At 38.8% G+C, this 13,889-nt stretch carries 12 protein-coding genes; 9 read left to right on the top strand and 3 right to left on the bottom strand.

Annotated elements, in window-relative coordinates; translation table 11 throughout:
* The first annotated feature begins 263 nt into the window (after window positions 1-263).
* The 3 genes from I3257_RS08375 (at window position 264) to I3257_RS08365 (ending at window position 4,731) form a co-directional block, all read left to right on the top strand.
* Complete coding sequence (locus tag I3257_RS08375; RefSeq protein ID WP_238049403.1) at window positions 264-2,702, top strand: AAA family ATPase; 2,439 nt, start codon at window positions 264-266, stop codon at window positions 2,700-2,702.
* Window positions 2,703-2,706: 4 nt separating this feature from the next.
* Window positions 2,707-3,864: a 5-methylcytosine-specific restriction endonuclease system specificity protein McrC gene (gene mcrC / locus I3257_RS08370; protein ID WP_045455684.1), complete on the top strand. Its 1,158-nt coding sequence runs from the start codon at window positions 2,707-2,709 to the stop codon at window positions 3,862-3,864.
* A gap of 120 nt (window positions 3,865-3,984) precedes the next feature.
* A complete protein-coding gene (locus I3257_RS08365) occupies window positions 3,985-4,731 on the top strand; it encodes a hypothetical protein (protein ID WP_238049402.1) in 747 nt (248 codons plus the stop codon).
* An 87-nt stretch (window positions 4,732-4,818) separates the two neighbouring features.
* On the opposite strand, the gene I3257_RS08360 is transcribed toward I3257_RS08365, so the two are convergent.
* The 3 genes from I3257_RS08360 to I3257_RS08350 all read right to left on the bottom strand — a co-directional run bounded on the left by I3257_RS08360 (window position 4,819) and on the right by I3257_RS08350 (window position 7,829).
* Window positions 4,819-5,538 (bottom strand): 3'-5' exonuclease, encoded by a 720-nt coding sequence (locus I3257_RS08360; protein ID WP_238049401.1) that lies wholly within the window; start codon window positions 5,536-5,538, stop codon window positions 4,819-4,821.
* A gap of 156 nt (window positions 5,539-5,694) precedes the next feature.
* The gene (locus tag I3257_RS08355; protein WP_238049400.1) at window positions 5,695-6,594 is read right to left on the bottom strand and encodes an SMP-30/gluconolactonase/LRE family protein; all 900 of its coding nucleotides are present in this window, start codon (window positions 6,592-6,594) and stop codon (window positions 5,695-5,697) included.
* Between the two features lie 71 nt (window positions 6,595-6,665).
* Window positions 6,666-7,829 (bottom strand): iron-containing alcohol dehydrogenase, encoded by a 1,164-nt coding sequence (locus I3257_RS08350; RefSeq protein WP_238049399.1) that lies wholly within the window; start codon window positions 7,827-7,829, stop codon window positions 6,666-6,668.
* Between the two features lie 347 nt (window positions 7,830-8,176).
* On the opposite strand from I3257_RS08350, the gene I3257_RS08345 reads away from it, so the two are divergent.
* The 6 genes from I3257_RS08345 to I3257_RS08320 all read left to right on the top strand — a co-directional run bounded on the left by I3257_RS08345 (window position 8,177) and on the right by I3257_RS08320 (window position 13,886).
* Window positions 8,177-9,034, top strand: coding sequence for a protein phosphatase 2C domain-containing protein (locus I3257_RS08345; RefSeq protein WP_238049398.1), 858 nt, complete (start codon window positions 8,177-8,179; stop codon window positions 9,032-9,034).
* A gap of 148 nt (window positions 9,035-9,182) precedes the next feature.
* Window positions 9,183-10,184: a WYL domain-containing protein gene (locus I3257_RS08340; protein ID WP_238049397.1), complete on the top strand. Its 1,002-nt coding sequence runs from the start codon at window positions 9,183-9,185 to the stop codon at window positions 10,182-10,184.
* A gap of 51 nt (window positions 10,185-10,235) precedes the next feature.
* The gene (locus I3257_RS08335; RefSeq protein WP_238049396.1) at window positions 10,236-11,501 is read left to right on the top strand and encodes a PD-(D/E)XK nuclease family protein; all 1,266 of its coding nucleotides are present in this window, start codon (window positions 10,236-10,238) and stop codon (window positions 11,499-11,501) included.
* 30 nt (window positions 11,502-11,531) lie between these two features.
* A complete protein-coding gene (locus I3257_RS08330) occupies window positions 11,532-12,536 on the top strand; it encodes a hypothetical protein (RefSeq protein ID WP_238049395.1) in 1,005 nt (334 codons plus the stop codon).
* A gap of 91 nt (window positions 12,537-12,627) precedes the next feature.
* Entirely contained in the window at window positions 12,628-13,068 is a 441-nt protein-coding gene (locus I3257_RS08325) for a DUF1810 domain-containing protein (RefSeq protein WP_045454378.1), read from the top strand.
* Between the two features lie 191 nt (window positions 13,069-13,259).
* Window positions 13,260-13,886 carry a hypothetical protein gene (locus I3257_RS08320; RefSeq protein ID WP_201606130.1) on the top strand — a complete coding sequence of 209 codons (627 nt, stop codon included), beginning with the start codon at window positions 13,260-13,262 and terminating at the stop codon, window positions 13,884-13,886.
* The last annotated feature ends 3 nt before the right edge of the window (window positions 13,887-13,889 follow it).

Here is a 13,889-nt window from a genome sequence, read left to right as displayed (position 1 = left end):
CCTATCAAAGTATTTATAGTGCGCTTAGTGAAATCCTCAGTTTTGCTAAGCGCATTTTTAAATAGCATTAATTTTTTAAAAATATTATTTATCACCAATAAAGTGTTTTTTCAACGTATTAAGTTCTCAAAATATCAAGCAACGATGAGTATTATTTTTAAGTATTAGCCAAAAATTATTACTCATCAATTCAGGTTTTACGCTCTATAGCCTAAGTAGTTATCAAATACTATAATCAGAAAATATAACATTAACAGGATTTTATGATGACTAAAAATTTTGAAGCAATAGATGTAAATTCTTATTGGTTTGTTGGTGCTGCATATGATGGAGTAGACCAAACCTCTCGATTTGTTGAAGCAGGTATCTGGGAGATTAATCCTGAGGCTAACCCGATTGATTCAGTAAAGTTTATTGAAGCTGGCGATAGAATTGCTATCAAATCAACGTACACTAGAAAAAACGAACTACCTTTTGATAATCGAGGACACACGGTTTCTGTGATGTTAATTAAAGCTATTGGTACCGTTATAGAGAATGTAGGTGATGGTAACACTTTAAAAGTAGATTGGGACAACAGCTTTACTCCTAAGGAATGGTATTTTTTCACTAGTAGAAATACCGTCTGGAGAGTCATTCCTGAGACTGCGTTAAGAGTTAATTTGATTGATTTTGCATTTGACGGTAAAGCTCAAGACATAGATATGTTCCGCAACAATCCTTATTGGCTTGAAAGATTTGGCGATTCACCTTCAGAGCATTCCGCTTTTGAGTGGACAACTTTCTATGAAGAAATGGCCTCTAAGCTTCTTGCTTTTCGATATCGTCGTGATGAGCTTGTTACTGGTATTCATAAAATATCTGCAACAAGTGATGTCATGTCTATTCTTAACGACCAATACGAAGAAGGGGTCGAAGGAGGATTATTAAAAGATATATGTCCTTTTACAGTCATGGCTCTTTTTAATCGTGGAATCACTGACGATAATCGTAAAATTATCGCTAAAGCATTGGCCGAACTACTTGATATAACAGAGCCTGTTCCTGAATCTTTTAATGGCATCCCTATAGTTAACAATCAAAGAACCTGGTTTTTTGGTTATCACTACAAGCGCCATGCAGATGATATAGATATTTTATGGGAAGTCTTTGCCCGTGCTATCGCATTTGCCGATTTAGAAGATGAAGGTGAGAGTGAAGAGGCTAAGTCTCAATTCGTTTCCTCTTATGACAGCGCTACTAACTGTTACAGTATAGGCTGGAATTTGACTATGGGTCTATATTGGATTAGACCGTGGAGCTTCTTAACCCTTGATGGACAGTCTCAAGAATACATCAATAAAAAGCTCAATATAGAAATTAATAAAAACGGTCCAAAAGCACGCTGTGATGCTCATGATTATTTAGAGTTGTTAGAGAGTCTTGAAACCAGGTTTTTAGAAGAAACTTATCCTGTACACTCTTTTCCTGAACTCTCGCTTGCAGCATACCAATTCAAACCAAATGAGTCAGAAAAACTATCCAATAGAACTTGGAAAGAGATTATTTTTTCACAATTGAAACAGCTTTGTCATGACAAGGACTCTCTTGAATTTACAGATAATGAGTTTTTGGATAGATTTACCGATGCTCTTAAAGAAAGGTTTCCAAAGAGAAGTGATGTCAAAGGAACGGTTAAATTCTTATTGAAAGAGCTAGCTAGTGATGGAGAGTTAGAGCTGCTTAGTAAAGGGACATATCGCTGGCTCGACAAAGATACAGTTAGTAATCTTGACACACAATTACCCTTTAAGACGGATACTCAAATGATGTTAGAAACTTATTCTATTGATAACATTACATCTGATGGGTGTTTTTTGCCTAAAGCTAAGATTGAGTTGATACTCAAACGTCTTCGGGATAAGAAAAATCTAATACTACAAGGGCCTCCCGGTACTGGTAAAACTTGGTTGGCCAAAAGATTAGCCTTTGCTTTAATGGGTCAGCGTGACGATAGTAAAATACGAGCCGTGCAGTTTCATCCTAATTTGTCTTATGAAGATTTTATTAGAGGTTGGCGTCCCTCAGGTGAGGGCAAGCTGACATTGGTAGACGGCCCTTTTATGGAAATGATCAAAGCCGCTATTGATGATCCTGAATCAAAGTACGTTATTGTCATCGAAGAGATTAACCGAGGTAACCCTGCTCAAGTGTTCGGTGAGATGCTCACACTACTTGAAACTGATAAAAGAACGCCAGATGAAGCGTTAGAGCTGTCTTATAGAAAGTTCGATGGTGAACGTGTTTATATTCCCAGTAATTTATATGTCATAGGTACAATGAATATTGCTGACCGCTCGCTGGCCTTGGTTGATCTTGCACTACGTCGTCGTTTTGCCTTTATTGATCTTGAACCAACATTGGGCAAGCCATGGCATGATTGGGTTCAATCCAAAAATGGCATCGATTCAAATGTTCTAACTGGAATTGACAGTCGTATTAGGGCTCTTAATGAGGAGATTTCTGCAGATACCAGTCTTGGTGCTCAGTTTCAAGTAGGCCATAGCTATGTCACGCCAGCCGTTGGGATGACTATAACGAATGCTAAAGAATGGTTTAGTGAGGTGGTACAGACGGAGATCGGTCCTTTACTTGATGAGTACTGGTTCGATGATCTTGAGAAATCTCAAAAAGCACAGAAACGCCTGATCGAAGGTCTGTAAGTCTATGTCTATTGAAGTAGATCATCTGTCTGAATCTTATGATGAAATCAAGTTTGTAGGTGAAATACCGGTACGCAATCTTTGGCTGCTTATGCTCTATGCCTCGGATATGTATAGAGAGTTTGAAGCGGCTAAGATCTCAGTTGAAAATAACCCTGATGACATTCCAGATTTAATTGCAGAAATACTGTGTCGACGAGTTGAGCATCGTATTCAGCGAAACTTAAGTTACAGTTATCAGTCTCGTGATGCTGTGCTTAATCGTGTCCGGGGTAGAATAGATCTGCTTAGTACTGAGAGAAATAGATTGCTTGATCGTGGTAAAGTCGCTTGTCATTTTGATGAATTAACTATTGATACCGCGCGTAATAGATATGTCCGTGCTGCCTTAGAGAGTATCTCTAAGATTGTAAAAAATAATGATTTAGCTCATAGGTGCCGATCATTGGATGTGCGCTTAAGGCGCATGGGAGTCAGTCAGGTACGTCCTAGTCGGAGTGAGGTTTCAGTAGATCGCTTTGGAAGGCATGACGTTGAAGATAAACCTATGATTACAGCAGCTCATTTAGCTTTTAATCTTGCGCTTCCGACCGAGTTTGAAGGTACAAAGCAATTAAACTCGCCAGAGAGAGATAACTTACCCTGGCTTCGTAAGCTTTTTGAAAAAGGAGTTGCTGGATTTTATGACACGGTGTTGCCAAAGCAAAATTATCGAATAAGCGCTGGCAAGACCCTGAAATGGCAGATAGAGGATAAGAGCTTAGGCATTGATAAGATACTTCCTAACATGAGAACGGATATCTTAATAGATGATATGGAATTAGGACATCGCTTAGTCATTGATACTAAGTTCAATGCTGTCGTAATCAACGGTTGGTTTAGAGATGAAACCTTACGCAGTGGTTATCTATATCAGATGTACGCCTACTTAAGATCGCAAGAGGGTAGTGGGGACCCACTCAATGAAAATGCTTCAGGCCTACTACTTCATCCTTCCGTAGGTAAAAACGTTAATGAGTACATCGTCATGCAAAATCATAAAATTCAATTTGCTACTATTGATCTAGCAGCGACTGCGATCGAGATTCGAGAGCAGCTTTTGCAAGTTATCGGTGTTGAGAAAAAATTAAATTTTGATCTCGCCATAGCTGAAAAATTTTAATAATCTTAAAAATTTACAGTATTTTGAGCTGTTGCCTTTTGGATCAAGTAAATTTGAGGCTAGGTTGATTGAAGGTGAGTATAAATTGACAATAACTGATATAAAACTTGGCAGGTAGATATGAGTGAGTCAATGGAGATTTTAAGGTTGTTTGAATCAGACGGCCGAATGAATAAATTCCAAAATTTATTTAAACAGATCATCTGTTTTTTGTCAGAAGAAAAAATTGAGTATGTGATTATTGGTACAGTGGCATATTCAGAGTACGCACCGCCTCGTGCGACTACTAATATTAATTTCATAATCTCTGAAAGTGACTGCGGTAAACTTGAAAGCGTTCTAAAAGAAAATAACATTGATTTTATATGGAATGCCTACCAACAATTTATCATTGCTATCAAAGATGATAGTGGTGAGACTAAAAAATATCCTCTCGAACTTTCATTCCAAAGCACCCCCAAAGGTTTCGCCTTGAATCAGCCTATATCTAAAGAGATATTTGGTATGGTTGATGTACCTGTTGCTAGCCCTGAGGTATTAGTGGCGTTATGGTGCCTGGCTGTCAGTAAGGGATATTCTAAGTCTTATTACGACGCTCAGATGTTCATCAAGCTACAGTTAGCAGACGTTGATAGATGCGCTGCTGTGATTGACAGTCTTCAGGAGAGTGATGCTGATAAAGTATTACGTTCAATTCTCACAGGTAATGCTATGCATGTCGATAAAATAGATATGGATGAAGTACTTATTATGCCGTCTGAACTAATCCAAACTCATGAAGAGATTGAGCGGGCGAAAGCTCATCGCTATAACGCATCACAAGAGCGTCGGCGTCAATTGCACGAAGGGATAAAACAGGTAAAATAATACTATGGTTTGCGCTTTTATTATACTGACGTTATAAGCTGGTGAAATGGGCGAATAATAAAAGCGCTAGTTTAAAGCTACACGTATTTAAGCAGACTGCTCTAATGCATTCTTACAAGCCTCGGCCAAATAAGGATCAACGGTATCTTGTTTCAATAGCCACTTCAAATATCCAGCACCATCCGAGTGAGTCGCTAAATCTGCAATAGCCTCACCCTTGTGCTTACCAAAACTTAAGTGCGTGGGTACACGCGCTATTTCGCTAAATTCATATAAGCTCTCCACATCACTTATCTCATGGCCTTGGCTATTCGCCAAGTCAATCAGACTACCAAGCACCAGCTCAGTGAAGTAAATATCAGCAATGGCAGCATGAGCATCTCTTGCTTGAGCACGGGCTATATCACGGTGAAAGTGGTAGAGGAGGGATACTAGCTTATGGCTTTCAAGCGTAGGAAGCAGGAAGTTAGCCATCGCATTGGTACATATTAATTTAGGCGTATGAGTTACGCCCGCATTTTTAAGAACGGCCATATCAAAATCAATATTGTGACCAATCAAATACTCAACACTGCTAGGTAATTTGAAGTCTGTATGAGGTGGTTCATCTGCAACATCCTCATCACAGATATGTGATATCGCCATAGAGCCCAAGCTGATTTCTTTAAGTGGGTTAAAACGCTTCGCTCTTGGTGCCTGTAATACAGTCACCTTGCCATTAATGATATCAACAATAGAGTAGGCGGCCTCGGTCATGTGCGGATCAACAAGTCCGGTTGTTTCAGTGTCAAGTATGTATGTGGTCATAACTAGCCTTACTTTTTTGAATTCGTTATAAATGGCGACATTATATCAGTCAAACTCTAATGATCTATTAATGAAAAGTCAGGCTATTTTAAATGCCTGACTTTTCTATGGTTAATCCTTTTACGTATTAACTTTATTTGCCTGCTAAAAAGTTAGCTATGGCGTACCAGCATGACCAACTTTAACCTGAGTAGATAGCATACGACCTCTGGTCTCAGCGGTACGTGATGCTTCATCCCAATCAGGTGCTGCACACATGAACAAGGTTTTGCCATCTTGTCCGCCAAGTGCCACTGCAAAAATACCATCAGGTGCGGTATCAACGACTTCTAAAATTTCCCCGCCTTCTTGAATACGAACAGCACGCTGGTTCAAAGTATCTGCAATCCAAACAGCGCCCTCGCTATCTAAGGCAAGACCATCAGGTAAGATAGTGGCGTTTTCTATGCGCACCCCTAAATTTGGCTCATCTCCTAGTTCTCCGAAGTTCGCAAAGTCACGCTTCTCTCCTAAAGTCCCATCTTCTTTGATATCGAATTTTGAAATTTTATTACCAAATAGCTCATTGACGATTAACGTCTTTTGGTCAGCAGAAACGACCATACCGTTTGGAAAAGCTAAGCCTTCTGCCACAATCTGTGAGTGGCCATCAGGCTTCACCAATATAAGAGCCGCATGTTTATGGTCGGCACCACCCATCAAATCAAAGCCAAAGTTACCGACATAAGCATCACCATTAGGTGCAACGACCATGTCATTAGCATGTCCATCACAGTGCTCCCAGATATCAGCATGAACGACTAACTCGCCATCGTCTTCTAGGCGTAAGACTTTGCGATCTTTCATTGAAACCACTAGCATACGACCGTCAGGTAGCCAGCCCAAACCAGAGGGTTGTTGTTCAATATGGACAATTTTTTCTGCGACGCCTTGATCATTCACACGGTAAACGCCTTTGGTATAAAAATCGACAAACCATAAGGCGTCTTTATACCAGCGAGGTCCTTCTAAGTAATGAAAGCCATCGACGACCACGTCTAATTTGTATTCTGACATAACTATTTCCCTTCAGTAGTGGATATCTTCCTTGATAAATAACACTGTTTTAAATAATGCGAGTTTCTTTTTTAGAGTATCTCCTCATATATTGCTGTTACCTCATTTAACGTCATATCTTTAGGGTTAGTCGCGATTAGCCTAGCATAAGTATTTATAACGATGTCTGCTAAGGCAGGGATGTCTTGGTCTGTGATATCTAATTCGTTTAAGCGATATTTAAGGCCACTCGTCTCTAAAAATATTTTTAACTGTTTGATAAACAAGCTTGCTGCCTCTAAGTCTGTCATACCCAAGGTCTGAGAGGGCATAACAGCATGAGCTAGCTCTGCATAAAGAGGGGCTGCTGCTGATAAGTTAAAGGTGAAGACACCGCACATAACAAGCGCATTGGCATGTCCATGCGGGATATGAAAGTTGATACTAAGCGGGTAGGAAAGTCCGTGTACTGCAGCTACCGAAGAATTCACGAAGGCTATACCAGCCAAAGTTGAGCCTAGTAGCATGTTAGAGCGAGCGTTGATATCGTCGCCTTGGTTTAATACTTTCTCAAAGTTATTCCAGAGCATCTGTAAGCCTTTAACAGCCAACGCATCTGAAATAGGATTCTTTTTAGTACGACTCGTGTACGCTTCAACACAGTGAACCATGGCATCTAAAGCGGTTGCAGCAGTGATATGTCGAGGTAGCTTAAGAGTAAGTGTCGCATCTAGAATGGCGACATCAGGCAGGATTTTGGGAGTGTATATGGCTTTTTTGCTACCATCTTTTGCTGTGATGACTGAGACAAAGGTGGCTTCTGCACCAGTACCAGCGGTGGTCGGTATCGCAAACAAAGGTAGTTTGTTAAAGCCACTAACATCTTTATCCAAAATATCGTTTACCGATTCAAATTCGTTTGGATGTAAGGCGACGATTTTTGCAGTATCGATAGAGCTGCCACCGCCTAAACCGATGACCAAGTCACAGCTGTTGTCTCTGGCAATTTTAATAGCGTCATTGACGATTGCAACAGGTGGATCAGCTACGACACTATCGAATACAACAACATTAACACCAGCTTCTTGTAATGATTGCTGAGCAATATCGACATAGCCTAGCTGAGTGATTCCAGCATCTGTAACGATAATAGCGGACGTCGCACGATACTGCTTAGCTAATGCACCGAGCTTTTGACGCATGCTGTCAGCTTCACTGATGATATGACCATTGGTATAAAACTCAATCCCTGTCATTCTATGCTTCCTTGTATAGATGAGCGAATATTTAAAACCCTCATGAATCTAATATAACAGAGGTGTTTCTCCATATCTATAAGACCGTTATAGGTTTCCTGGTACTTACTCGTACTAAGTATTATTCATAAATTAATCATACTCTAGTCTATATTTATTAAGTTACCTCTTCTATAGGAGTGTCACTTTTAATCAAGCCATTTTTTAATTAAAAAAAGTTTAAATATTATTTGATTCTTACCTCACCTTACATTTCAAATTAAATGACTTTATATTCTAACCTAGAATATTTTCTTCTAGGTTGCTCGTTATAATAGCTTTTATGATAAAAATATAGACTTGCCATCATGACTGCTTCTCTTAATAATTGTCCTTTAAACGATACTTCCTCTATCGCCCAAGCCTGTGCAATTATCTTTCAGGGTAATGCCAGTAATAACTTACAGCAAGATGCTTTTTTCTTTTTGGACAACTGGTATCAAGAAGACTTAGGGATGATGGCAGTGACATCGTTTGCATCACCATTTTGTTTAGCAGCATCTGACGGTGTGGCAAGTTCCAGCCACTCACAAAATTGCTCAAAGGCGGTGGTAAAAGCGATTAGTCGGTTGTGGAGTCATAATACAAAGCCAACGGCCGATGCTATTCATCAGCTGGTTAATCAAACCAAGCATTCATATAAGCGTCATGGTGCAGCTGCAACCCTCGCTCTGGTGGTTGGAGAGTTAAATAGTGATGGAATAATAAAGGCAACGATAACGCATGTGGGTGACAGTCGTGTTTATTGGCTGCCTAAAGGTGCGACACAATGGCAGTGCCTGACTCGAGATCATAATCTGCTAAATGAACTCATCGACCAGAAGGCACAGGAGCAAGGTCGCCAAGCAGATTTTGCAGACTTTAACCGAGAAGGGATGGCGGGGAGTTTATATAGCATTACTGAATGCTTTGCTTTAACCACTGATGACAGCTATACAAGCAGTGAATCACCAGAGAGCATCTCTCGAAAGATTGATGTTAATAGTGGCGACTGTCTCTTGGTTTGTACGGATGGTATTCATGACTTAGTACCGAGTCATGAGTGGCAAACTGTCAGTGCGGAGACAGATTTACAGCATTGGCTAATCACTCTTAAAAACCAAGTTTATGATTCAGAGGGCGATGCTTATGATAATGGGACAGCGATTTTGCTTCGCTTTGATTGAATGATTGTTTTAATAATGAAGCTATAAACTTAACATTGAACGATTTAACTGAGAAACCTATATGCCCACGCACCCAATCGCAAGCTATACAAAGTCGACACGTCTATTCGCTTTATATCAATGTTTGCCTCGGAGTGAAGCTAATGCTATGTCATTAACAGAGCTTATGGTTGGGTACGGTGATAATCCAGATAATCTCGCTAACGAGCGTAAGAACTTAGAGAACGATCTGATTGCTTTAAACCAAATTTTTAACGATGTTTTTTATAGTGACGCTTTAATTCGAGTGCCAGCATGGGGTCAGAATATTAGTGGACAGACAGCACGGTTTTATATTGAGCCTAGCTTTAGCATCGATATTATCAATGAGCAAACAGTGTTCTTTTGGGAGATGCTTGATAAATATACTGCAAACTATTTACCAGTATCTTTTAAGCAAAATATCACAGATAAGCTCACCCAATTAGGTCGGCACAATAAGGATGGTTTCAATCAAAGTAAGCTAGGACAATGGCAAGATTATCTGATTACCTTACCGAGTATAGTTCAAGCACCGAAACTTAATGATGATGTGATTACAAGTATTCACCAAGCTCTGCTAAATAGACTGCAACTTAAAATAAGTTATCAAAATAAATGGCATGGCAGTTCCGCTGAGAGAGTCATCTATCCCAAAGGACTTATCTTTATTGACAATATGATCTACCTCACAGGCTTTAATCCTACTGATGATCATATCGATGATGACGTATTGCTAAAAGCGCATCGCAACTTTGCAGTCAATCGTATCACTGAGGCAGTAGTCATAGATAAGCAAGTACCTGACTGGGTAGGGAGAAATGCTTTTTCATTAAAGCATTTGAATAAATTAGGTAAGTTAGAACCTACTGATAGTGTTCAGATAAAACTAGTTTTAAGAGTGCAAAAATATGCCTGTCAGCATCTTTATGAGCGTCCATTATCACAAGATCAGCAGATTACTATGATTGATGATACTTGGAATCGAGTCAGCGCTACTGTTGCCAATACTAAGCGTCTGCAAGATTGGTTGGTAAGTATGTCGCAGCTGGCCGTGGTAGTAGAACCGCTAGCATTGAGAGCCGTTATTCATGAACGTTTACAAAGTGCGTTAGAGCTGTATGAGGATTAGTAAGATAACAAGTATTCAACAACTATTAATAAATTATAAGGAAATATAATTGTGAGTGAAGTCAATACCTTAATAAATGCAGTCAGCCAAAAAATCCATGCTTTAGAGACTGCGCAAGCACTCTACAGTCGGCAGCTTTCACCAGATTTTAATACTTTTGATTATATCAATACCGATGAATTAGGACTTAGTAGTATCTTAGCGGCTTTGCTTGATCCAAAAGGCACTCATGCCCAGCAAGAAACCTTTTTAAGACTATTTGTTGAGCATTGTTTGCCGGATATGTATGAAACTTCAGAAAGGCAGGTTTTTCTTAATAATCTTGAGAAGACAGATGTTTTTCTTGAAGAGATCACTGTAAAAAGCAATACCCAACGCCGTATGGATATTTATCTACAATGTCAGGTGGGTGATGACAGTTACGGTATTTGTATTGAAAACAAACCTTATGCGGCAGACCAGTTTGAACAGTTGAAGGATTATGCTGAGGAGCTTGAAAAAAGAAGCCACAAGGCTTGGCATCTTGTCTACTTAAATGAGTCTGATGAAGGTCCAAGCAAATACAGTATTGATACGAGCAAATTAGAAGCGTTGAAAAAGAAGAATCGATATAGCCATCTTCGTTTTAGCGGTCTAATTGTTTGGCTCAAAGCGTGCCAAATAGAATGCCAAAATTATAGTGTTAGTGAGTTTCTCGCACAATTAATCAGTTTTATTCAAAAGCAATTTATGGGGATAGAAGATATGAATGAGTCAAAGTCGATATTAGAGGTTATGTCGTTTAGCGAAGAGAGTGTTGCTAGCTCTATCAAAATAGCTTTAAGTACTCATGAAATGAAAAAGCAACTCGTTGAGAAGTTACAGCGTGATCTAATCACAATTATTGAAGAAAAAAGCAAACCTTATTCAATGATTAAAACCGACCTAAAGGGTGTTAACCGAGAAGAGCAAATTATATTTAATATCAAAGAAAGTGTTCTGGAATTTTGTTTAGGTTTTGGGGGAACGGTTTTTAATTGCCCTTACCTAGGTATTTTTATAGCTAATGAGGATGTAAGCCAAGACCATGAATATTATGAGAAAATTCTGGCTGAGTGTAAGGCTAGCAATGGCATTGCTAGTGAAAATATAAAGGCAGAAGAAGATAAATCAAAGGGCGGTTATTGGTGCGCTTGGTATAATTTTGAACCACATGATTGGTGGTCCAAAACTGAACCATGGGAACAAATTCATAACGGTAAGATGGCACATAAAATCATTAAAGAGCTCGATGGGTACTATAAAGTTTTAAACGATAATAAATTACTAAGTAAATAGTTTTTTTAACTAAATAAGGAAGCTTATTATATGTCAGAACTGAATAGTAAAGTCGGAAACAACGATATAAAGCCATGGATGACAGAGCTTTGGGCATGGGCTGACAAATTTAAGATTCCTGATGAAGTGTTGCCGCGTAATCACGCTAATTTATTGGCGTTAACAGACTTGAGTATAGATTGTAGCCAATTAACCAATTTACCTGAAAGTATTGGCTACTTATATAGCTTAACCAATCTTACGCTAAATTGTGAAGCGCTTGAGCATTTACCAGAGTCAGTAGGGCAGTTCAGCCAGTTAGAGGAGCTTATTGTCATTAGTGAAACAATAGAACAGCTTCCTGATAGCTTGGCTAACCTAACCCAGCTACGTGGGTTAGATATCCCTGCTCATTTAGTTGATCAGTTACCGATAGGCATTATTGAAAGGTATCGCAATAATGAGTTGTGGATTAAAAATATTGCTTTTACAAAGTTGTACGCGCCACAAATGAGCAAATATGACTTATCTCGTTATGGGTTTTTTCTTATTAGTGATAATTGGGATGAAAAATCACTAATTGATCTGAGGTTCAAAACAGCGCCAGAGTTCTTACTCGGTTTGCAAACGACTGAAAAAACTATTAAGCAATTTGATGTGGTGGATGGCATTATTATTTGCCAGCTTGATGAAGTGCAAAACGTCATGAATTTGTTTGAAACTACTTTCAACGAATTTATGGGTAACGACCCTACAGATATTAAAAAGGCGCTAAGTTTTTCGAAACCTGCTAAGTTTATACAAGCTAGCACATTAGAAATGTCTAAATCAGACCAAGTATTCAGTCAGATTATTGATCAGATTCCTAAAGATATTACTATAAAAGATATGATGTTTAAAACTGAAAGTAACCGCCATTTTACGTTTGATGAGTTCAAAGTTATATCAGATACTATTGATAATAAGGGTGTAGAGGATGAACATATTTTCTATAGTACAGAAGTTGTCGATAAGCCTAAGTACTGTTGGATGGGTATGATATATATGGTTTTGTAGTTGTATTAAGTATAAATATAGCTTGAATGAGTTCGTCAGCATCGTTGCCAGGTAATCACTTAAAAAGCAAAGAATATAGAAGGTGAGAGGTATGAGTACAGCTTTATTCAACGATTTTATCCAAGCGCAAAATACTGTTTATCCATCGGTTATTAAAGAGTTAACTGAAGGGCGTAAGCGTACACATTGGATGTGGTTTATTTTTCCACAGGTGAAAGGCTTGGGGCGCAGTACAATGGCTCGGCGCTTTGCGATAGAGAGTCTAGAACAGGCAAAAGAGTATTTGCAGCACGATGTGCTTGGAGCACGGTTGAGAGAGTGTGCTGAATTACTATTGTTGCATCCTAATAAAAGCGCTTTAGAAATATTCGGATCAATCGATACGCTGAAATTACACTCTTCGCTTACGTTGTTTACTTTGGCGTCCTCTAATAAAAAATGTGTTTTTAACGAGCTTTTGGATCAGTATTTTGAATGCAGTTACGATATAAACACTATAAAAATGCTAAAGCAACTGAGTGATCAACAATAGCGCCAAATAGGACTGAATGAGATTTCAAAAAGGATGTATGAGCATGAGTGTAGTTCAAACCTTAATAAAAGAATGATGCTAGATGATGAATGCCTTTGAGACTGTGCAAGCGCTTTATAGTCGTTAACTCTCGTCAGAACTTGATATTTTTGACTACCTTAAAAAACCGTTAATTATCAGTGAATATAACTATGAAATACCATATAGATGACTCATATATAGATGACACACCTAGTGCTGTTCTATATCGACAAACCATGGACTATTACCCGAAGTCTGCTATTGGTTGCTTTATCATCAGTGGTGATTGGGATGAGGAGGCGCTAGTAGGGTTAAAAGAGAAGTCAGGGGCTTGGTTTTTAGTAGGCTTGCAAATAGGTGATTATGATTTTGAGCGCTTAGATATTATGGAAGGCGTTGTTAAATGTCAGCCAGATGAAGTAAACGAGGTCATTAGAATGCTTGATGTAAAATCTGCAAGTACTTTTATTGGTATAGATGTGGTAGATATCAAAAGTCTGTTTGAGTGTGGCAGTTTATTTCAATTCATCCAAGTAAGTGCCAAAGGTGAATCTGAAACAGATTTAATAAAAGTAACAACGCATAATCTTGTGGATCAACTTTCGACAGCACGCAATACTAAAGCATTGTTTATTGGAATGGAGAGCGTCCAAAGTTTACCATTGGAAGCTTTTGCTTATATATCAGAAGCTGTTGAATCGTTGTTATCTAATGATGATGCGTCTATCTATTACCGTTCAAGTATGACTGATGAGCCACACTGTTTTCGTTTAAAGGCGTTATATGCTGAAGAGTAGGTA

The organism is Psychrobacter sp. Ps7, from assembly GCF_022129225.1.
Taxonomy (GTDB): Bacteria; Pseudomonadota; Gammaproteobacteria; order Pseudomonadales; family Moraxellaceae; genus Psychrobacter; species Psychrobacter immobilis_A.
The sequence above is the reverse complement of the archived record's forward strand: the minus strand, read 5'-3'. Positions and strand labels throughout refer to the sequence as shown.